Here is a 21,227-nt window from a genome sequence, read left to right as displayed (position 1 = left end):
CACAGGCGCGACGATGGTGAGCAGGCCGTGTCATCCAACTGTAACCTTTCCGAAATAGTCCCTTCTTGTCGCTTCCCTAGGACTCTCCGCGGGCGAGACAGAGGAGGTCCCATGAAACGTCGTATCGTGCTTTCCGCGGCCACTGCCGCGATGGTCTTCGGAATGGCCGCGCCGGGCCAGGCAGAGGGCATCGATCCCAAGCTGCCGAATTACAAGCCGGTCAGCGGCATCTCGGGCAATCTGAAGTCGATCGGCTCGGACACCCTCAACAATCTGATGACGTTGTGGGCCGAGGGCTTCAACAAGATGTACCCGAACGTGAAGATCGAGATCGAGGGCAAGGGTTCCTCGACGGCGCCACCGGCCCTCGTCGCCGGCACGGCCCAGTTCGGGCCGATGTCGCGTCCGATGAAGGGCGCCGAGATCGACGCCTTCGAAAAGAAGTATGGCTACAAGCCGATGGTGATCCGCAGCGCCGTCGACGCGCTCGCTGTGTTCGTCCACAAGGACAATCCGATCAAGTGCCTGTCGCTGCAGCAAGTCGACGCGATCTTCTCCAAGACGCGCAAGGGCGGCAACGACAAGGACATCACGACCTGGTCGCAGCTCGGCGTCGAGGGCGAATGGGCGAACAAGCCGATCTCGCTCTACGGCCGCAATTCGGCTTCGGGCACCTACGGCTACTTCAAGGAAGTCGCGCTGTTCAATGGCGACTACAAGGACTCGGTGAAGGAACAGCCCGGCTCGTCGACGGTGGTGCAGGGCATCGCCTCCGACAAGTTCGCCATCGGCTACTCGGGCATCGGCTACAAGACCGCCGACGTCAAGGCCGTCCCGCTGTCGGCCAAGTCCGGTGGCAAGTGCATCGAGGCGACGGCCGAGATGGCCTATGCGGGCGAGTACCCGCTGGCTCGCTTCCTCTACATCTACACCAACATCAATCCCAACCAGCCGGTCGAGCCGGTGCGGGCGGAGTTCATCAAGTTCATCTACTCGAAGGAAGGCCAGGCCGCGACCGTCAAGGACGGCTATTTCCCGGTCACGTCGGCGATCGCCGAGGACGACCTCAAGGCGATGAAGATCAAGTAGCATCGGATGTAACGCGGCGGCCGGTACAAGCCGGCCGCCGTCATCGCGGCCGGTGGGCCGCAGCGTAGCAGGGACGGGGGGATCGGAATGCCGCAGGACGCAGCCAGCGCTGCCAAGGGGGGCGGTGCCTCGGCCCTGGTGGGCAGACGCGACAAGGCGACGAAGCGCTCCGTCATCCTCGCCGACAAGGCGGCCGACTGGATCATCACCGTAGGCGGCCTCGGCGTGATCCTCGCCGTCTTCGGCATCATGGTCTTCTTGCTCGAGGTCGTGGTGCCGCTGTTCACCGGCGGGTCCGTCGTCGAGACAGTCGCCGCTCGCGCCGCAGAGAAGCCCGGCGACGTGGTGATGGATCGCATGGACGAGTATCGAACCTTGTCCGTCGCCCTCACGACTGCCGGCGATCCTGCGGCATTTCATGTTCCCACGGGCAAGGCCATCGAGGCGCCGAGCATGGATTTCGGCGGCAAACGGGCCACCGCCTTCGCCCGCACCATCGCGACGGGCGACATCGCCTTCGGCTTCGCCGACGGGACCGTTCGATTCGGGAAGATTGGCTTCGACGTCAAGGTACTGCCGGCCAGGGACGTGCCGCCCAACGCCACCCTGCTGGGGGGGAAGGATCGCACCGACGGCCGCCACGTCTTCAGCGAGTTGCCCGGCAATCAGGCGCGCTCGATTTCAGTCTCGGCCTCCATCGCCGATCCGCAGGAAGTCGCGCCTGGTGCGGCGATCGTGGCGGTCGACTATCGGGTGGGCGGCACCGTCGAGCGGCCGACCCGTGCCTTCGTCACTGTCGACGAAAAGGGTGTGGCGCGTCTGAGCTTCGCCGAGACCAAGGTCAACCTGCTGACGCGCAAGGAAACCACCAACATCGTGACTTCGACGCTGCCCGCCTTGCCGGAAGGCACGTCGGTGGCCGCGGTGTTGATGACGGAGAAGGCCGACCAGGTCTACATCGCCGAGCGCTCGGGACGCGTGCACCGCTACGACACCCGCAACATGAATCAGCCCAGGCTCGCGGAAACCGTCAATCTGCTCCCCCAGGGCGTGAAGCTCACGGCATTTTCCTTCCTGATCGGCGAACAGTCGCTGGTCGTCGGCGCGTCCGACGGTTCCGTCGACATCTACTTCCGGCTGCAAAGAACGGGAACACAGTCGACCGACGGCTACACACTGGTGCGCGCCCATCGGCTCGAGAAGCAGGGCGCGGGCATCGTGGCGATGGACGTGTCCAAGCGCAGCAAGATGTTCGTCACCGCCGATTCCAGGGGCGAGGTCTGGGTGCGGCACAGCACCACCGAGCAGACGCTTCTCAAGCTCAGGCCGCCCGCCGACTTCGGCGCCGCCGACTACAAGGCGGTCGCCTTCGCGCCGCGAGACGACGCGGTGCTGGCGATCGCCGACGGCGGCCGCTACGTCGAGTGGAACGTCTCGATTCCACACCCGGAGACGACGCTGTCGTCGATCTTCGGCAAGGTCTGGTACGAAGGCTACCAGGGCCCCGAGTACACTTGGCAGTCGTCGTCCGGCACCGATTCGTTCGAGCCGAAATTCTCACTCGTGCCGCTGATCTTCGGCACCCTGAAGTCGACCTTCTACGCTCTCCTGATGGCGGTGCCGATCGCTCTGGCGGCAGCGATCTTCACTTCCGAGTTCCTCCACCCGACGGTGCGTTCGGTGGTCAAGCCGGCGATGGAGATGATGGCGTCGCTGCCGTCGGTGGTGCTGGGCTTCATCGCCGCGCTGATCGTCGCCCCCATCGTCGAGACGCAGATCGCCAGCGTCTTGCTGGCCTTTGTCTTCGTGCCGCTGTCGCTGATCGCAGCTGCCTATCTGTGGCAGTTCATGCCGCAAACCCAGGCCATTCGGCTGAGCGGTGTGCCCCGCTTCGCGCTGATGTTCGTCGCTCTGGCGTTCGGCATCTGGTTGGCCGGCGTGCTGGGCGGACCGCTCGAGAGCCTGATGTTCGCCGGCGACTTCAAGGCCTGGGTGAATCGCGATCAGGGTTCGCCGGTGCCGTTCCTCACCGTCATCCTGCTGCCGATCGCCTTCGTCGCCGTCTCCCGCGGGTTGCGCCGCTTCGGTCCCGGGCCCCGCATCGACGAGTTGCTGCGACGTGCCGGACGCACCCGATCGGCGGCGATCGACGGCGGACGCTGGCTCGCGGTGATCCTGGCGGCGCTGCTGCTGGCCTATGTCGTGTCGACGCTGCTGTCGGGCGTGGGATACGACCCGCGCGGCGGCATGATCGACACCTACGTCCAGCGCAACACGCTGGTGGTGGGTTTCGCCATGGGCTTCGCCGTGATCCCGATCATTTACACAATCGCCGAGGACGCGCTGAATTCCGTGCCCGAGCACCTGCGCGGCGCCTCTCTGGCTTGCGGCGCGACGCAATGGCAGACCGCGACCAAGGTCATCCTGCCAACGGCTGCGAGCGGTGTGTTCGCGGCGGTCATGATCGGCATGGGCCGCGCCGTCGGCGAGACCATGATCGTGGTGATGGCGGCCGGCAATACGCCGATCCTCGACATGAACATCTTCAACGGATTGCGCGCCTTGTCGGCGAACATCGCCGTCGAGCTCCCCGAGGCCGTGCGCAACGACTCGCTCTACCGCATGCTGTTCCTGGCGGCGCTGACGCTGTTCGCCATCACCTTCGTGGTCAACACCGTGGCCGAGGTGATCCGCCAGCGTTTCCGCCGGCGTGCGGTGTCCCTGTGACCGGCCGGGGAGAACGGGTATGACCGTCGCCAACATAGAGTCTGCCGCCCCCGTCGAGAAGGCGCGCACCGGCGTCTATCGGCGCGCCCATGCCTCCGACCTCAGCGCCGTCGGCGAGCCCTTCCAGTGGGCGCTGGGCGGCGCGTTGGCGCTCGGCTGCGTGCTGATCTTCGGGCTGTTGGCTCTGGTTTTCTGGAACGGGCTGGTGACGTTCTGGCCGAAGCCCGTCGAGGTGGTTCGCCTCGTCGACGGCACGATGGTGGCCGGTGAGCCGTTCCGCAGCGAGAGCTTTCGCGTCACCGCGGAGCAGCTCGCCAAGGTGCCCCCCGACCGGCGCGCGGCGATTGCCCGCAACGACGGCTTCGCCGAGAGGACCCTGTTCCGCATCGGCAACTACGATATCTACAACGACGATTTCCGCTGGGTGCCCGACTACGACGTCGCGTCCATGGAGCGGCCGGCTGACATGGTCTATGTCGAGCGTCTGGAATGGGGTGCGTTGATCGGCCGGATCAAGGCGGCGACGGTGAACGGCCATCCTGTGCCGGCCGATCGTCTTTCGCCATTGGGACTGGCGGCAGCCCATCGTGCGGCGCGGGCCCGCTGGGAGGCGATCCGCCACATCGAGCGCGATCTGATCGGCGACGTCAATCACACGATCGAGAAGGAGCGCTTGCGGTTGCGCCGGATCGAGTTGTCGGACGGAACCGGCAGCGACGCCTACAGGGCCGCCCAACGGCGGCTCGATCAGCAGAGCGCGGCGCTGCAGGAGCGCTTTCAGGAGCTGTCGAAGCGGGCCCAGGCGCTGCGCGCCGAGGATGCCAAGGACACCGTCACCTTCGCCGAGATCGGCGGCAAGGAAAAGACCGTGCCTCTGTCGGCGGTCGTGCGCTTCTATCGGCCCAACGACCTGTCCTTCTTTGACAAGCTCGGCGTTTACTTCGGCCGCTGGTGGGAGTTCCTGTCGACCGAACCGCGCGAAGCCAACACGGAGGGCGGCATCCTGCCGGCCATCTTCGGCACCGTGGCGATGACCTTGCTCCTGGTCATCTTCGTGGCTCCGTTCGGTGTCATCACCGCGCTCTATCTGCGCGAATACGCCAGGCAGGGGCGGCTCGTCGCCGTGGTGCGCATCTCGGTCAACAATCTGGCGGGCGTGCCCTCCATCGTTTACGGCGTGTTCGGCCTCGGCTTCTTCGCCTACCTCGTCGGAGGCACGATCGATCAGGCGTTCTTCCCAGAGCGCCTGCCGAGCCCGACATTCGGCACGGGCGGCCTGTTCTGGGCCTCTCTGACGCTCGCGCTGCTGACCGTGCCGGTGGTCATCGTGGCCACCGAGGAGGCGCTGGCCGCGGTGCCGCGCTCCATGCGCGAGGGCTCGCTCGCCTGCGGTGCCTCCAAGTGGCAGACCATCCGGCGCATCGTGCTGCCGCGCGCCATGCCCGGCATCATGACCGGCATCATCCTGGCGATGGCGCGCGGCGCGGGCGAGGTGGCACCACTCATGCTGGTGGGCGTCGTCAAGCTCGCGCCCGAGCTGCCGATCGACGGCTACTTCCCCTTCATCCATCTCGAGCGCAGCTTCATGCACCTCGGGTTCCACATCTACGACGTCGGTTTCCAGTCGCGCAATTCGGAGGCCGGCAAGCCGATGGTGTTCGTTACCACGCTGCTGCTCATCCTTCTGATCGTCGTCATGAACGCGTCGGCGATCTACATCCGCAACCGCCTGCGCCGGCGCTTCGCCGGCAGCCAGTTCTAGAGTCCGGGAGTCTCCCATGCCCGACGGCAGCCAGATCGAATTCGACAAGACCGTGTACCATCCGGTGCGCGGCGAAAAAGGCGCGGCGCTCGACATCGACACGTTCTCGCTGTGGTACAGCGAGAAGCAGGCGCTCTACGGCAACTCTCTGCAGGTCGAGCGCGGCCTGGTCACGGCACTGATCGGACCGTCGGGCTGTGGCAAGTCGACCCTCCTGCGATCGATCAATCGCATGAACGATCTCATCGACGGGTTGCGCATCTCGGGCCAGATGAAGATCGACGGCCGCGACATCTACGGGCCGGGTGTCGACGTCATCGCCCTGCGCAAGCGCATGGGCATGGTTTTCCAGAAGCCCAATCCGTTCCCAATGTCGATCTTCGAGAACGTGATCTATCCGCTGCGCGTCGACGGCGTGACCAACAAGACGGTCCTCGAGGAGACGGTCGAACGCTCTCTGCGCGGGTCGGCGCTGTGGGACGAGGTCAAGGATCGCCTGCACGAGAGTGCGCTCGGCATGTCGGGCGGCCAGCAGCAGCGCCTGTGCATCGCCCGCGCCATCGCCGGCGACCCGGAGGTGCTGCTGATGGACGAGCCGTGCTCGGCGCTCGACCCGATCGCCACTTCGCGAATCGAGGAGTTGATCGACGAGCTCGCCGGTCACTACACGATCGTCATCGTCACCCACAACATGCAGCAGGCGGCGCGCGTGTCGAACAACACCGCCTTCATGTATCTGGGCCGGCTCGTCGAGTACGGCGCCACCGATGTCATGTTCACCACCCCCAAGGCCGATCGCACGCAGGCCTACATCACCGGCCGTTTCGGCTGAACGAGAAGGACGAGCCATGGCGAGCGACCACATGCTGAAGCGCTTCGACGAGGAGCTCGAGCGCCTGAACGCCTCCCTCAGCGAGATGGGCGGCCTGGCCGAGAGTCAGTTCACCCGTGCGTTGGTCGCCGTGCGCGAGCGCGATACCGCGGTCGCCGAGCAGGTGATCGCCGACGACGCCCGCGTCGACGCCCTCGACACCGCCGTCCAGGAGCAGACCGTCAAGATGCTGGCGCTGCGCCAGCCGATGGCGGTCGATCTTCGGGTGATCCTGTCGTCGATCAAGATCGCCGCCGCGCTTGAGCGCATCGCTGACTATGCCAAGAACACCGCCAAGCGCAGCCTGGTGCTGACCCAGGGCAATGCGCCGGCATCGGCGGTCGCCGGCATCGACCGGCTGGGGCGCCTGGTGCGTACCGCGCTCAAAGACGTGCTCGATGCCTTCGCCGACGAGGATGTCGACAAGGCGCGCGACGTCTGGCAGCGCGACGAGGAGATCGACCACGTCTACACTGGTCTGTTCCGCGAGCTGCTGACCTACATGATGGAAGATCCGCGCAACATCACCGCCTGCACACACCTGATGTTCATGGCCAAGAACATCGAGCGCGCCGGCGACCACGTCACCAATATCGCCGAGCTGGTGGCTTTCCGGAAGACCGGCCAGAGCTTCGCCGAGGCCCGGCCGAAGGGCAGCGCCTCGATCTACACCGCGGGCGGCGTGGCATGAGCGTGGCGGCGACGTCCCCCTCGCGGCGCGAGACGCAGGGTGTGGCGCTCAAGCCGCGCGTGCTGATCGTCGAGGACGAGACGGCGCTGGTCGAGCTGCTGCGCTACAACCTCGAGCAATCGGGCTTCCGCGTCGGCGTCGCACACGACGGCGAGGAGGCCATCGCCTCGGTGCAGGAAGACGCACCCGACCTCATCCTGCTCGACTGGATGCTGCCCCTGATGTCGGGCATCGAGGTGTGCCGCCAGCTGCGCCGCCAGACCGCGACCGCCAACATCCCGATCATCATGCTGACGGCGCGCGGCGAGGAGGGCGATCGCGTGCGCGGGCTCGACGCCGGCGCCGACGATTACGTCGCCAAGCCGTTCTCGCCGACCGAGCTGGTGGCGCGCATTCGCGCCGTGCTGCGCCGCATCCGGCCGGCCCTCGCCGACGAAGCGCTGACCTACGCCGACCTGGTGATGGATCTGGTGGCGCATCGGGTGGTGCGCGCCGGCAAGCCGGTGCATCTGGGTCCGACCGAGTTCCGCCTGCTGCGCCATTTCATGGAGCATCCCGGCCGCGTCTTCAGCCGCGAGCAGCTGCTCGACGCGGTGTGGGGCAAGGACGTCTATGTCGAGGCGCGCACCGTCGACGTGCATATCCGCCGCCTGCGTATCGCGCTCAACGGCGAGCACGGCACCGACCTCATTCGCACCGTCCGCGCCGCCGGCTACGCGCTCGACGCGCAGGGTTAGCGGTACGCGTCGGTGTAGCGCCCCTGGCAAGGAGTTTTCCACACCCCCAGTCACGGTTTTGTAGCGTGGACGCCCTACACCACGCTCACCCGCTTCGGGCCGGCACCCCCACGCCCCGCTCCGGAACGGGTAGGTTCCCCCGGCACGGAGACACCCCGCGCCGACATTACTGCCCCTCCTTCTCCGAAGGAGGGGTTTCTTTTTGGAAGTGGTGCAGCACCAGCACCGCCAGCACCAGTGCTGGCAGGCCGAGCGCGGTGGTGTAGACGAAGAACACCGCGTAGCCCGCGAACTTGGCGGTGGCGGCGAGGCTGGCCTGCAGGCTATCGACGATCCAGCCCGAGTAGCCGGCGATCAACTTGCCGGGCAGGGTCATGATCGAGCTGAAGAGCGCGTACTGCGTTGCCGTGTAGGCGGCGTTGGTCAGGCCCGACAGGAAGGCGATGAAGATCGAGCCCGCCATGCCGCTCACCAGATTGTCGACGCTGATGGCAACGGTCAGGATCGAGGTGTCCGGCGTACCGACCCAGGCGAGCCAGGCGAAGGTGAGGTTCGATCCCGCGATCAGGATGACCGCGGGCACCAGGAGCCGCGGCGCGCCGACGCGGAAAACCAGCGCGCCGCCCAGCAGGGCGCCGGCGATCGACATGACGAAGCCGTAGAGCTTCGTCACGTTGGCGATCTGCGACAGCGAGAAGCCCATGTCGATGTAGAACGGGTTGGCCATCACGCCCATGGCGATGTCGCTCAGGCGGAACAGGCCGATGAAGGCCAGCAGCACGAGGCCGTGCCAGCGGTAGCGCACGAAGAAGTCGACGAACGGGCAGACGATGGCGCCGTAGACGAAGACCAGCGCCGGCTGCAGCCCCGACGGCAGACGGCCGAGCCGGGCGGCGAACTCGGCCAGCTTGCCCTCACGCTCGTCGGTGCCCGCGGCGACGCGCCGAGCGGGTTCGGCGATCGAGAGCGTGGTGAGGATGCCGACCAGGCCGAGGGCCGCCATCGCCCGGTAGGCGACGGGCCAGGAGCCGAATTCGGCGATGTAGAGCGCGCCCGCGCCGGCGGCCAGCACGGCGATGCGATAGCCGAGCTGGTAGGTCGCGGCGGTGGCGCCCTGCAGGCTTTCGTCGGTCGCCTCGATGCGGAAGGCGTCGAGCGCGATGTCCTGGGTTGCCGAGCAAAAGGCGACGACCAGCGCGAACACGACCAGCCACCACAGATCCTTGCGTGGGTCGCAGAACGACATGGCGAGCAGACCGAGCGCGATGCCGGACTGCGCCAGCAGCATCCACGAGCGCCGCCGGCCGAGCCAGGCGGTGAGCAGCGGCAGCGGCACGCGGTCGACCACGGGCGACCACACGAACTTGAAGGAGTAGGTGATGCCGATCCACGAGATGAAACCGATCGCGGTGCGGCTGATACCGAACTCGCGCAGCCACGCCGAGAGCGTGGAGAAGACCAGCAGGAACGGCAGCCCGGCCGAGAAGCCTAGGAACAGCAGCTGGACGACGCGCGGATGCGTGTAGGTCGCCAGCGTCTCGCGCCAGCTGCGTTTGTCGGCGACTGTGGTCAAATCAGGTCCTTCAGCGGCTTCTCCGGCCGCGCGCCGACATGGGAGATCACTTCGGCGGCGGCGATGCCGCCCAGCCGCGCGCATTCGGGCAGCGGCTTGCCGTGCGTCAGGCCAAATAGGAAGCCCGCCGCGTAGAGATCGCCCGCGCCCGTCGTGTCGACCACCCTGCCGACCGGCGCGGCCGGCACGGCGTGGGTCTCGCCGCCCTTGACCACCACCGAGCCCTTCTCGCTGCGCGTGACGGCGGCGATCTTGGCGTCCTTGCGCGCGGCGGCAACGGCCTTGTCGAAATCGTCGACCTGGTAGAGCGATTTGATCTCGGCTTCGTTGGCGAACAGGATGTCGACCTTGCTGCGCACCAGCTCGAGGAACTCGGCGCGATAGCGGTCGACGCAGAACGAATCCGACAGCGTTATCGAAACCTGCCGGCCGGCCGCGTGCGCGGCGTCGAACGCCTTCAGCACCGCCTGCTTGGCCGCCGGCTCGTCCCACAGATAGCCCTCGACGTAGGTGACCCGCGCGGCGGCCACGCGCGCGACGTCGATGTCGGCGGGACCGAGGCGAGTGCAGGCGCCGAGATAGGTGTTCATGGTGCGTTGTGCGTCGGGCGTCACCAGGATCAGGCAGCGCGCCGTCGCCGGCCCCTCGGTCGCCTGCGCGGTGTCGAAGGTGACACCGGCCGCGCGGATGTCGTGGCCGAACACGGCGCCGAGCTGGTCGTCTCGCACCTTGCCGATGTAGGCGCCCTTGCCGCCGAGCGAGGCGACGCCCGCCATGGTGTTGCCGCACGAGCCGCCGGAGATCTCCACGCCAGGCCCCATCGCGGCGTAGAGGGCCTCCGCGCGCGCCTCGTCGATCAGGGTCATGGCGCCCTTGGCCAACGCGTGCTTGCGCAGGAAGGCATCGTCGGCATGGCTGATGACGTCGACGATGGCGTTGCCGATTCCCAGCACGTCGAAGGCGGCGGATGTCATGAAGTCTCCCGAGTGTCTCTACAGTGAAATCAAATGCATGCCGGCTCTGGTCTCTTCCAGCAGGGTCACGATGCCGGCGATCGTGACCGGGACGTCGGCACGCAGTTCGCCCGCGTCGATGGCGAGCGCGCGCAGTCCCATCTCGCAGACGATGAACTTCGCGCCGAGCTCGACACAGGCCTGCAGCAGGGTCTCGAAATCGCCGATGCCGCGCTCGCGATAGAGCGCGTCGCGGCCCCACTCGTCGAGCCGCGCCGGCGGGCCGGTCAGGGCGCGGATGCCGTTCATGGTGAAGAACAGCACGGCGGGCTTGTTGACCGCGAGCGCCGCACTCGCCAGCGCCAGCGCATAGTGGGCGCTCTCGTAGTCGCCGGAACGGACGATGACCGAGACGCCGTTCATGCGGTCCCGCAGGTTGGGCAATCGGGGCGTTTGGTGATCGCCATCTCCTCGAACGAGCCGTCGAGCGCGTCGTAGGTCAGCAGCCGGCCCGACAGCGAGCGGCCGATGCCCAGGACCTCCTTGACCACCTCGGTCGCCTGCAGGGAGCCGAGCGTGCCGGCCAGCGCCCCCAGAACGCCGGCCTGTGCGCAGGACGGCACGGCATCTTCCGACGGTGCCGCCGGAAAGATGCAGCGCAGGCAGGGATGGCCCGCGCCGCGCCACGCCTTGTAGGTCGAGATCTGGCCGTCGAAACGAAGTATCGCCGCGGAAACCAGAGTCTTCTTGAGGCGATAGCAGGCGTCGTTCAGCAGATAGCGCGTGGCGAAGTTGTCGCTGCCGTCGGCCACGATCTCATAGCCGGCGATGATCTGGTCGACATTGGCTTCGGTGAGGCGTCGCGGATGCATGACCACGCGGACCTCGGGGTTGATGTCGGCCAGCGCGCGATGGGCGCTTTCGACCTTGGGCAGGCCAATGTCGGAGGTGCGATGGATGACCTGGCGCTGCAGGTTGGAGAGATCGACCGTGTCGTCGTCGATCACGCCCAAGGCGCCGATCCCCGCCGCCGCAAGATATTGCAGCAGGGGCGCGCCGAGCCCGCCGGCGCCCACCACCAGCACGCGCGCGGCGATCAGTCGCGCCTGGCCGACGCCGCCGATCTCGGCCAGCACGATGTGCCGGGCGTAGCGCCGTATCTGCATTTCCGTCATGTCGGGCAGCGACATGGCCCGCTTATAGCATGTCGGCTATAGAGCCGACGCGCCTATGAACTCTCCAACAGCTCCAGCGGCGACCCGCCCGACCCTGACGCCGCTCCTGTTGGTGCTGCTGGCCCTTCTTTCGGCCTTCACGCCGCTTTCCATCGACATGTATCTGCCCGCCCTGCCGGTGATCGCCAGCGATCTCAAGGGCACGGCGGGCGACATCCAGCTCACGCTCTCGGCCTTCATGATTGCCTTCGGTGCCGGGCAGATATTCTACGGGCCGGCGGGCGACCGCTTCGGCCGCCGACCGGTGATCCTGGTCGGCCTCGCGATCTACGTGTTGGCCAGCGCGGGCTGCGCCTTCGCCGCCGCGGCGGGCCACCTCGTCACCCTGCGCGTCCTGCAGGGGCTGGCGGCATGCGGCGGCGTCGTGCTGGCGCGCACCATGGTGCGCGACCTCGCCGAAAAGGATCAGGCGGCGCGCGCCATGTCGCTGATGATGGCCTGCACCTCGATCGCGCCCATGCTGGCGCCGCTGATCGGCGGGCAGGTGCTCTGGTACCTGGGCTGGCGCGCGATCTTCTGGGTGTTGGCGGCGATCGGCGTGGTCGCCTTCCTGGCGGCCTGGCTGCGCCTGCCGGAGACGCTCAGGCCCGAGTACCGCCAGCCGCTGCGGATCGGCTCGGTGCTGAAGCGTTTCGGCGAACTGCTTCGCCATCGCGCCTTCATGGGCTACGCCTTCACCGGTGCCTTTCAGTTCGCCGCGCTGTTCTCGTTCCTGTCGGGCTCGCCCTTCGTGCTGATCGAGACTTATGGCATCGCGCCGCGCGCCTACGGTCTGGTCTTCGGTGGCATGGTGGTGTTCATGACCATCGGCAGCCTGCTCAACGCCCGGTTCGCGCCGGTGTTCGGTGCCGGCAAGATCCTGCGCCACGCCGTCATCGTGCCGGCGGTCGTGGGGCCGGCGGCGCTGGTCATGGGCTTCATCGAGGCGCGCCACGGCACCATCGGCCTGTGGCCGTTCCTGCTCTGCTTCGCGCCGCAGATCGCCACCATCAGCCTGATCGGTCCCAACGCCATGGCGATGGCGCTGCAGCGCTACCCGCACATGGCAGGGACGGCGTCGTCGCTGATCGGCGTACTGCAGTTCGGCATGGGCGCGCTGTTCGGCGCCATCGTCGGCCAGACGCTCGACGGCACCATCGCGCCCATGACGACGGCGATGGGCATCGCGGGCGTGCTGTGCCTGCTTTCCAACCGGTGGCTGGTGGGACGCCGCGGCTAGCGCCGCAGATCGATCACCAGCAGATCGCCTCTGTCGTTGCCGGCGGCGAGCTTCTGGCCGTCGGGCGACCAGGCGAGGCAGGTGACGGGCGAACTGTCGGCGAGCTTGATCACGACCGAGCGCTTGCTCTTGATGTCGCCGAGCTGCAGCTCACCCGATTCATAGCCGCCGGCGACGTAGTCCGTCGCGGGATGCGCCGCGACGACGGTCATCAGGCCGGCGCCCTCCTGGCCGAACTGCAGCGGCGGCTTGCCTTCAGGTCCCTTGCCGGCGAACGGCCAGCCGGTGAAGACCGGCTGCGAGGAAGTAAACAGGAAGCGCGCGTCGGCCGACCAGGACAGGCTCTTCACCTTGGCGGGATACCCCTGCATGCGCATGTCGGTGGCCTGCGCCATTCGCCAGACATGGATGTCATTCTCCTGCGTGCCGGTGGCGATGAACTTGCCGTCGGTGCTCCATCTCACCGCGACATGGCTGCCCGCCCAGGCGAAACGGCGCGGCGGCAGGGCGACCTGGCCGATGCTCCACACCGTGACGCCGCCATAGTGCGCGCAGGCGATGCGGCTGCCGTCCTTGCTGAAATCGACGCCGGCGACGGTGCTCTGATGCGGGCCGAACTCGCGCAACTCGCCGCCCTTCAGCACATAGGCCGTCTTGCCGGCGCTCGCTGCGACGGCACCCGTCGCACGATGCGCGGCCAGATGTTCGAACCACTTGCCCGTCTGCTGGGCGATCTCGATCGCACCGCCGTCGGCTGCGATGCGCAGCAGGCGGCCGTCGTCGCCGCCGCTCACGAAGCCGTCGCTCGTCGGATCGCCGATCAGGCAGAGCACGGCGCCCCGGTGGAGCGGCGGCGCCGCGTCGGGTGCGGGCGCCGCCGGATCGGCAGGCAGCAGGCGTACGCCGCCGTCGCCCATGGCGAAGGCGACCGTGCCGCCGTCGCGACTGAAGGCGCAGGCGGCGGCGGGCGCATCGGTCGCGACGGTGCGGGTGGGCGGCAGGCTCTGCCGCCACGCCGGATTGGCGAGGTCGAGCTTCACGGGCTTACTTGAGGCAGTCTTCGAAGCCGCGCTTGAGGTTGTCGCCATCGAGGTTGCGGCCGATGAAGACGAGCTTGCTGGCGCGCTTCTCGCCCTCCTTCCATGGCGTGCCCCAGCCGGCGTCCATCATCATGTGCACGCCCTGGTAGACGTAGCGCTTGGGCGCGCCGTCGATGGCGAGGATGCCCTTGCTGCGGAAGATGTCCTGGCCCCTGAGCTGCAGCAGGGCGCCCATCCACTTCTGGAACTTGTCGGGATCGACCGGCCGGTCGGCGGTGACGCTCAGGCTCTTCACCTCCTCCTCGTGGTCGTGGTCGTGACCATGCTCGAGGAAGTGCGGCTCGAATTCGAGGATGCGGTCGAGGTCGAAGGCGCCCTTGTCGAGAATGGCCTGCAGCTCGACCTGGCTCTTCTGCGTGCGGTGGATGCGGGCGTAGCGGTTGATCGCCTTGATCCTGCCCTCGACCTCGGCGAGCTCCTCGGGGTCCACCAGGTCGGTCTTGTTGAGCAGGATCACGTCGGCGAAGGCGACCTGCTCCTCGGCCTCGTTGCCCTGTTCGAGCTGGCCGAGGAAATGCTTGGCGTCGACCACGGTGACGATGGCGTCGAGGCGCGTCCGCGCCTTGACGTCCTCGTCGGTGAAGAAGGTCTGCGCCACCGGTCCCGGATCGGCGAGGCCGGTGGTCTCGACCAGGATGCCGTCGAACTTCTGCTTGCGCTTCATCAGCCCTTCGATGATGCGGATCAGGTCGCCGCGCACGGTGCAGCAGATACAGCCGTTGTTCATCTCGAAGACTTCCTCGTCGGCGTTGACCACGAGGTCGTTGTCGATGCCGAGTTCGCCGAACTCGTTGACGATGACGGCGTACTTCTTGCCGTGCTGCTCGCTCAGAATGCGGTTGAGCAGGGTGGTCTTGCCGGCGCCGAGATAGCCGGTCAGGACGGTCACGGGCACTTGCGCTTGGGCCATGGGACTCCCTCGAAAATCCGGCCCCTGAGATAGGTTGGCGGGAGTGCCGAGTCCAGTGGCCGAGCGACGCGGCGTCGTTCAGCGCACCGTGGCGACCCGGAACGGGCGGGCGATGCCGTCGTGCTCGGTGACGGTGACGTACTCGCCGGGCACGAAGACGTGGCGGTCGAACTTGAAGATGGGTTCGTCGTCGTCGTCGCCCGGGGCGTAGGAAAAGGCCCAGCTGCCGTCGCGGCGGTGGATCAGCGTGCCGTGCTCGTCGTCCTGGTTGGGCGCGAAGCGCAGCACCGTGCAGGAGTCCTTCGCGGTCGCCCAGCCCTTGGCATCGAGATGGCCCCTGGCGTCGAGCGGTGCGGTGAATTCGTAGCCGTGCATCCTGCTGCCCTCGGGGAATTCGGGCGTGCGCGCCAGTTCCAGGCGGATCTTCTTCAGGGCCATCGCAAGCTCCTCGTCGCGCCCGCGGTGCGGGCTCATGCTAATGAACGTCAGGATCGGCCAAACGCTGCCGTCGGGCGTTGATGCACGTCAAAGCCGGCCAGGCGCGCGCGGCCGATGGTCAGAAAGAAGGGCGGGAACCAATGCTGCGAGTGAGGAAGCTGGGCATCGACACCAGCCAGGAAACCGTCGCCTTCCTGTCCCGCCGCTGCCCGTTCTATCGTGCCGAGGAATTCCTGGCGCTGGCCCGCATCGAGATCACCGGCGGCGGCCGGCGCATCGTGGCAACGCTGAACATCGTCGACGATCCGGCGATCCTGGCGCCGGATGAGCTCGGCCTGTCGATGCTCGCCTTCCGACAGTTGGGACTACCCGATGGCGCTCCGGTCGAAATCGCCCAGGCCGCGGCGCCGGCCAGCCTCGACCATGTCCGGGCCAAGATAGACGGGGCGGAACTCTCACCCGAGGCCTATCGGGCGATCGCCGAGGATCTCGCCGCGCATCGCTACTCCAAGATGGAGATCGCCGCCTTTCTGATCGCCTCGGCGCGCTTCACCACGGCGCCGGAGGTGCTGTCGCTCACCCGGGCCATGGCCTCGGTCGGCAGCCGGCTCGCCTGGGACAACGGCGGTATCGTCGTCGATAAGCATTGCATCGGCGGCATTCCCGGCAATCGCACGTCGATGATCGTCGTGCCCATCGTGGCGGCGCACGGCCTGATGATTCCCAAGACGTCGTCGCGCGCCATCACCTCGCCGGCCGGCACGGCCGACACGATGGAGGTGCTGGCGCGGGTCGATCTCGGGCCCGACGAGATGCGCGAGATCGTCGCTGCCGAGAAGGGTTGCCTCGCGTGGGGCGGCCACGCCAACCTGTCGCCGGCCGACGACGTGCTGATCACGGTCGAACGGCCGCTCTCGATCGACACGCCTGAGCAGATGGTGGCCTCGATCCTGTCCAAGAAACTGGCCGCCGGCTCGACGCATCTGCTGCTCGACCTGCCGGTGGGTCCCACGGCGAAGCTGCGCGATCGCAGCCGTTTCGTGACCCTGCGCAAGCTGTTCGAGTACGTCTCCGACCAGGTCGGGCTGCAGACCGAAGTGGTGGCGACCGACGGCAGCCAGCCGGTTGGCCGAGGCATCGGCCCATGGCTCGAGGCGCGCGACGTCATGCAGGTGCTCGAGCGCGATCCGGCGGCGCCACGCGACCTCGAGGAGCGGGCGGTGTTCCTCGCCGGCCATGTGCTGGAGTTCGACCCCGCGCTGCGCGGCGGCCGCGGCATCGTGCGCGCCCGTGAGATCCTCGAGAGCGGCGCGGCGCTCGCCAAGATGCGGCACATCATGGCCGCGCAGGGCCCGCCGCCGGCGGCCTGTGCGCCGGGCGGCCTGACGCACGACGTCAAGGCAGCGCATGACGGAGTCGTGAGCGCGATCGATTGCCTCCGTCTCGCACGCATCGCCCGGCTGGCCGGCGCGCCGGCCGACAAGGGCGCCGGGGTCGATCTCTTCAAGAAGATCGGCGAGCCGGTCGAAAAGGGCGAGCCGCTCTATCGCATCCATGCCGCCTTCGAGGCCGATTTCCGCTTCGCCTCGCGCCACGCGGCGGATGGCGATGGTTACACCGTCGCGGGCCGGTCGTGAGCGTCGTCCTGCACGTTCACGGCGCGGCCGGCACCGTCACGGGCTCGTACTTCCGGCTGGCGCTGCCGGTGGGCGAACTGCTGGTCGAGTGCGGCATGTTCCAGGGACCGAAGTCGCTGCGCGCGCTCAACTACCGGCAGTTCCCCTTCGACCCCACCGACGTGCATGCCGTGATCCTCACGCACGCCCATATCGACCACACCGGGCTTTTTCCCAAACTGGCGCTGGCCGGTTTTCGCGGTCGGGCCTGGACGACGCCGGCGACCCGCGACTTGCTGCGCTGGCTGCTGCCCGATGCGGGCGCCATCCAGGAGAACGACGTCGACCGACTGAACCGGCGCAACGAACGGCGCGCCGAGCCGCCGGTGGTCGCGATCTACACCAAGGCCGACGCCGAGGCCTCGCTCGAGCTTCTCCACGCTTGCGACTACAATTCCTGGTTCGAACCTCTCCCCGGCGTGCGCGCGCGGCTGCGCAATGCCGGGCACATCCTCGGCAGCGCTTTCGTCGAGATGGAGGTCGACGCCAATCCCCGGCCGATCCGCCTCGTCTTCTCGGGCGATATCGGACCGACCGACAAGGCGCTACAACCCGACCCGACACCGCCGGCGCCGGCCGACATCCTGCTCGTCGAATCGACCTACGGCGACACGGTGCGGCCAAAGTTGTCGGCGGCCGAGCGACGGGCGCTGCTCGGCCGCGAGTTGGCCCAGGGTCTGGCGGCGGGCGGCAACGTCATCGTTCCGGTGTTCGCCGTCGAGCGCACACAGGAGATCCTGGAGGACATCGCCCAGCTCGAACGCCAGGGCGCGCTGCCGTCCGTGCCAGTGTTCCTCGACTCGCCGCTCGCCGGCCGGGCGACGGAAGTCTTCCATCGGCATCGCCATGCGCTGGACCGCTCCGAGGACGGTCGGCTGTTCTCGGCCGGCGACTTCCGGCTGACCGAGACGGTCGAGCAGAGCAAGGCGATCGGCCGCATCCACGGTGGCGCCGTCGTGCTGGCGGGCTCGGGCATGTGCGAGGCCGGACGCGTGAAACATCACCTGAAGGATCATCTGTGGCGGCCCGATTCGACCGTGCTGTTCGTCGGCTACCAGGCGCCGGGAACGCTGGGCGGGTTGATCCGCGACGGCGCCTCGCAGGTCCGCATCCACGGCGAGGAGGTCAGGGTCAAGGCGCGCATCCGCACCATCGACGCCTATTCGGGACACGCCGACCGCGACGAGTTGCTCGCCTGGGCGCGGCCGACACTGCCGTCGCTCGGCACCGCCTTGCTGGTCCATGGCGAGGAGCGGTCGATCGAGGGCTTCGCCGAAGCCTTGGCGGCGGCGGGAGTGCCACGGCAAAGGATCGTCGTTCCCGGGCTCGACCAGTCGTTCGCCCTCGTGCACCGGGACGGCCGGTGGGTGGCCGAACCCTCCACGTCCGCGCTGCCGCCCCGACTCGATGCCGGCGAGGCCTCGGCGCAACGCGACTGGCACAACGACTATGCCCAAATGCTGCTCGACCTCAGGGCCGCGTTGCGCCAGGCGACCGACGACCGCACGCGCCGGCGGCTCCTGGGCGAGGTCCGGCGGGTCATCGACAGCCATCGCGGGCGCTAGTCGCCGGACGACGCGCGCTCGGCCTCGTCGTAGGCGGTCTTGATCATCCACCAGCAGAACAGAACGGCGAACAGCATGATCGCCATGCCGAACAGGAAGATCCCCGTATCGTGCGCGGCGGAGGCCATGAACAAGCCGATCAGGCCGAACAGGGCGGACAGGATACCCATGATCCAGTGGGACATTGCGTCACTCCTCGAAGGTCAATCGTCGAACAGGATGCGGCCCGCCGACCCGTCGGGATCGTCGAACTGGCCGTTGCGCAGCGCCCACAGGAACGCCGCCAAGGCCATCAGTCCGAGCAGCAGGGCGGCCGGCACGAGCAAAAGAAGGCTATCCATCAGGGCATCCTCCGCCTTGATCTGGATCCAAGCCGCAGCGCATTGCCGATGACCAGCAACGAGGACGAAGACATGGCGATCGCCGCCACCAGCGGCGTCACCTCGCCGGCGATGGCGAGCGGCACCGCGGCGAGGTTGTAGAAGAGCGCCAGCGCCAGGTTCTGTCGCACCAGCCGGTCGGCCTGGCGCGCCACGTGCACCGTCTCGACCACGGGCAGCAGGCTGTCGCCCTGGAACACCGCGTCGGCGGCGTTCTGGGTGGCCTCCGACGCCGTGGCCGGCGACAGGGAGGCGTGGGCGGCGGCGAGGGACGGTGCGTCGTTCAGCCCGTCGCCCACCATCAGCACGCGCTTGCCCTGGGCGGCTAGGCTCTCGAGATGTCGGGCCTTGTCGGCAGGCCTCTGTTCGGCGCGCCAGGCGATTCCGACGTCCCGCGCTGCCTGGGCAACCGCGAGCGGACGGTCGCCGGACAGGAGCTCCACCGGCAGGCCGTCGGCCTGGAGGAACGTCACCGCGGCTGCCGCATCCGGACGCAGCCGGTCCGCGAAGGCGAAACGCTGCGGCGCATGGCCCGGTCGGCTGAGCCACAGCTCAGAGCGGCCGTCGTCGCTCGCCGCCTGCACGCCGCAGAACCGTGCCGAGCCCAGCCGGACGTCGCCCTGTTGCAGGCCCAGTCCGGGATGCTCGACGACGCCCTCGGAAACGGCGACGAGGGGCGCGGCACGCACCAGCGCCTGCGCCAGCGGATGGCGGGAACCGGCGGCGATGCCGGCGGCCAGCCGCAGCGCCGCGGGGCTGCCGGTCCAGTCGACCAGCTCGGGTCGGCCGAGGGTCAGCGTCCCGGTTTTGTCGAGCACGACATGGTCGATTCGGGCCAGCCGCTCGAGCGCCGTTGGCGAGAGCAGTAGAACGCCGGCCCGCAACAGCCGCGTGCTCGCCACCACTTGTACGACCGGCACCGCCAGCGCCAGCGCGCAGGGGCAGGTGATGATCAGCACCGCGGTGGCGATCAACAGGGCGCGATCCCACGGCAGGCCGCCCACGAACATCCAGCCGAGGAAGGCGAGCAACGCGGTGACGTGGACCACCGGCGCATAGGCGCGCGCCACCCGATCGGCCAGCGCGACGAAGCGCGTGCGGCCGCGCTCGGCCGCCTCGACCAGGCGCACGATCTCGGCGAGCAGCGTGCGCTCGCCCGTCGCCGCGACCTTGACGCGCAGCGGCGCGCCGAGATTGACCATGCCGGCGAACACCTTCGTGCCGGGCTCGACGGATACCGGGACGCTCTCGCCGCTGACCAGCGCAGCATCGAGCGAGGAGACGCCGTCGACGACCTCGCCGTCGGCGCCGAGCCGATCGCCCGCCGCGACCAGCAACAGGTCGCCCGACTTCAACTGATCGACGCGGCGCGACGCGGCCGTTCCATCCGCCAGCAGTACGCTGACGTTGCGGTTCGACAGTGCCAGCAGCGCCTGCACCGCCTGCCGGGCGCGGCCGCGCGCGCGACGATCGAGATAGCGGCCGATCAGCAGAAAGAAGAGGAGCGTGATCGCCGAGTCGAAATAAGCGTGCTGCTGGCTGGTCCATGTCTCATGCAGGCTGACGATCGAGGCGAGCGTCACGCCGATCGAGATCGGCACGTCCATGTTGCTGCGGCCGGCCTTGAGCGCGGCGAAGGCCGAGCGGAAGAACGGCCGCCCCGCATAGACGATGGCTGGCAGCGCGATCGCCGCCGACAGCCAGTGGAACAGGGTCCGTGTGGCGTCGCCCATCGAGCCGTCGTGTCCTGCCCAGACGGCGACCGAGAGCAGCATGACGTTGGTGGCCGCGAAGCCCGCGACGGCGAGGCTGCGCAACAGGTCGCGCGCCTCGCGGTCGTCCTGCGCCGAGGCCTTCAGCGACTCGAAGGGGGCGAGGCGGAAGCCCAGCGCGGCGACCAGCGCGGCGTGGTCGTTGGCCTCGGCCGGCGTGCCGCGCCAGCGCAGCGCGAGGCGGCGTGTGGAAAGGTTAACGCGCGCCTGCACGATCGCCGGGTTGCGCGCCAGCAGGCTCTCGATCAGCCAGACGCAGGCCGCGCAGTCGAGGCCGTCGACCAGCAGGTCGAGCGCCGCCTCGTCGGTGCCCGAGGCGCGGGCGTGCGGCGTGAAGTCGATGTCGAGGGACTCGGGCCGGCGGGCGTGCGTGTCCTCGAGCCGACGGTAGAAGGAGTCGAGACCCGCCGCGCCGATGATGGCGTGGGCGCTGGCGCAGCCGGCGCAGCAGAAACCCGACGTCGCGTCGGCCGGCAGCTCGGCGGCACAATGCGCGCACAGCGCCGCCGGCGGGCGCGCCGGGAAGGAA

Annotated in this window: 19 protein-coding genes; 9 read left to right on the top strand and 10 right to left on the bottom strand. The window is 68.2% G+C overall.

The genetic code is table 11. The annotated features are described in order from the left end of the window. The first annotated feature begins 111 nt into the window (after nt 1–111). The 6 genes from KIT25_21820 (at nt 112) to phoB (ending at nt 7,877) form a co-directional block, all read left to right on the top strand. Nucleotides 112–1,089, top strand: a complete 978-nt coding sequence (locus tag KIT25_21820; protein ID UYN94632.1) for a phosphate ABC transporter substrate-binding protein — start codon at nt 112–114, stop codon at nt 1,087–1,089. An 87-nt stretch (nt 1,090–1,176) separates the two neighbouring features. Continuing rightward, nucleotides 1,177–3,816, top strand: a complete 2,640-nt coding sequence (locus KIT25_21815) for an ABC transporter permease subunit (GenBank protein UYN94631.1) — start codon at nt 1,177–1,179, stop codon at nt 3,814–3,816. Nucleotides 3,817–3,835: 19 nt separating this feature from the next. Further along, entirely contained in the window at nt 3,836–5,578 is a 1,743-nt protein-coding gene (gene pstA, locus KIT25_21810) for a phosphate ABC transporter permease PstA (protein ID UYN94630.1), read from the top strand. Between the two features lie 16 nt (nt 5,579–5,594). Then, nucleotides 5,595–6,410, top strand: coding sequence for a phosphate ABC transporter ATP-binding protein (gene pstB, locus KIT25_21805; protein ID UYN94629.1), 816 nt, complete (start codon nt 5,595–5,597; stop codon nt 6,408–6,410). A 16-nt stretch (nt 6,411–6,426) separates the two neighbouring features. Then, nucleotides 6,427–7,140 (top strand): phosphate signaling complex protein PhoU, encoded by a 714-nt coding sequence (gene phoU / locus KIT25_21800; GenBank protein ID UYN94628.1) that lies wholly within the window; start codon nt 6,427–6,429, stop codon nt 7,138–7,140. Further along, nucleotides 7,137–7,877: a phosphate regulon transcriptional regulator PhoB gene (gene phoB / locus KIT25_21795; GenBank protein ID UYN94627.1), complete on the top strand. Its 741-nt coding sequence runs from the start codon at nt 7,137–7,139 to the stop codon at nt 7,875–7,877. Before phoU ends, phoB begins: the two co-directional genes overlap by 4 nt. Before the next feature lie 166 nt (nt 7,878–8,043). Here the strand turns inward: phoB and KIT25_21790 are convergent, their stop codons facing one another. Genes KIT25_21790 through moeB form a run of 4 tightly spaced genes read right to left on the bottom strand, consistent with a single transcriptional unit; the run spans nt 8,044 to nt 11,593 of the window. Beyond that, on the bottom strand, nt 8,044–9,450 hold the full coding sequence (locus tag KIT25_21790; protein ID UYN94626.1) for an MFS transporter: 1,407 nt from the start codon (nt 9,448–9,450) through the stop codon (nt 8,044–8,046). After that, nucleotides 9,447–10,424, bottom strand: a complete 978-nt coding sequence (locus KIT25_21785) for an adenosine kinase (protein ID UYN94625.1) — start codon at nt 10,422–10,424, stop codon at nt 9,447–9,449. Before KIT25_21785 ends, KIT25_21790 begins: the two co-directional genes overlap by 4 nt. 18 nt (nt 10,425–10,442) lie before the next feature. Further along, complete coding sequence (locus KIT25_21780; GenBank protein UYN94624.1) at nt 10,443–10,826, bottom strand: DsrE family protein; 384 nt, start codon at nt 10,824–10,826, stop codon at nt 10,443–10,445. Next, nucleotides 10,823–11,593 (bottom strand): molybdopterin-synthase adenylyltransferase MoeB, encoded by a 771-nt coding sequence (gene moeB, locus KIT25_21775; GenBank protein UYN94623.1) that lies wholly within the window; start codon nt 11,591–11,593, stop codon nt 10,823–10,825. Before moeB ends, KIT25_21780 begins: the two co-directional genes overlap by 4 nt. Before the next feature lie 40 nt (nt 11,594–11,633). Here moeB and KIT25_21770 point away from each other — a divergent pair, with 40 nt between their 5' ends. Next, entirely contained in the window at nt 11,634–12,857 is a 1,224-nt protein-coding gene (locus tag KIT25_21770) for a Bcr/CflA family multidrug efflux MFS transporter (protein ID UYN94622.1), read from the top strand. Here the strand turns inward: KIT25_21770 and KIT25_21765 are convergent. From KIT25_21765 to KIT25_21755, 3 genes are all read right to left on the bottom strand, one after another. Next, nucleotides 12,854–13,897 carry a WD40 repeat domain-containing protein gene (locus KIT25_21765; protein UYN94621.1) on the bottom strand — a complete coding sequence of 348 codons (1,044 nt, stop codon included), beginning with the start codon at nt 13,895–13,897 and terminating at the stop codon, nt 12,854–12,856. The genes KIT25_21770 and KIT25_21765 overlap by 4 nt on opposite strands. A 4-nt stretch (nt 13,898–13,901) precedes the next feature. Further along, complete coding sequence (locus KIT25_21760) at nt 13,902–14,867, bottom strand: GTP-binding protein (GenBank protein UYN94620.1); 966 nt, start codon at nt 14,865–14,867, stop codon at nt 13,902–13,904. 78 nt (nt 14,868–14,945) lie between these two features. Continuing rightward, nucleotides 14,946–15,305, bottom strand: coding sequence for a hypothetical protein (locus tag KIT25_21755; GenBank protein UYN98022.1), 360 nt, complete (start codon nt 15,303–15,305; stop codon nt 14,946–14,948). 140 nt (nt 15,306–15,445) lie between these two features. Between KIT25_21755 and KIT25_21750 the strand changes: the two genes are divergently transcribed. Beyond that, nucleotides 15,446–16,942 (top strand): thymidine phosphorylase family protein, encoded by a 1,497-nt coding sequence (locus KIT25_21750; GenBank protein ID UYN94619.1) that lies wholly within the window; start codon nt 15,446–15,448, stop codon nt 16,940–16,942. Further along, a complete protein-coding gene (locus KIT25_21745; protein ID UYN94618.1) occupies nt 16,939–18,546 on the top strand; it encodes an MBL fold metallo-hydrolase in 1,608 nt (535 codons plus the stop codon). Before KIT25_21750 ends, KIT25_21745 begins: the two co-directional genes overlap by 4 nt. Here the strand turns inward: KIT25_21745 and KIT25_21740 are convergent. Genes KIT25_21740 through cadA form a run of 3 tightly spaced genes read right to left on the bottom strand, consistent with a single transcriptional unit; the run spans nt 18,543 to nt 21,175 of the window. After that, nucleotides 18,543–18,731, bottom strand: coding sequence for a hypothetical protein (locus tag KIT25_21740; protein UYN94617.1), 189 nt, complete (start codon nt 18,729–18,731; stop codon nt 18,543–18,545). The two genes, KIT25_21745 and KIT25_21740, sit on opposite strands and share 4 nt — an antisense overlap. A gap of 18 nt (nt 18,732–18,749) precedes the next feature. Beyond that, a complete protein-coding gene (ccoS, locus tag KIT25_21735) occupies nt 18,750–18,887 on the bottom strand; it encodes a cbb3-type cytochrome oxidase assembly protein CcoS (protein ID UYN94616.1) in 138 nt (45 codons plus the stop codon). Next, nucleotides 18,887–21,175 carry a cadmium-translocating P-type ATPase gene (cadA, locus tag KIT25_21730; GenBank protein ID UYN98021.1) on the bottom strand — a complete coding sequence of 763 codons (2,289 nt, stop codon included), beginning with the start codon at nt 21,173–21,175 and terminating at the stop codon, nt 18,887–18,889. The genes ccoS and cadA overlap by 1 nt, the downstream gene beginning before the upstream one ends. Nucleotides 21,176–21,227 lie beyond the last annotated feature (52 nt).

Source organism: Enhydrobacter sp. (assembly GCA_025808875.1).
GTDB lineage: Bacteria > Pseudomonadota > Alphaproteobacteria > Reyranellales > Reyranellaceae > Reyranella.
This window is presented reverse-complemented; position numbering and strand designations above follow the sequence as displayed.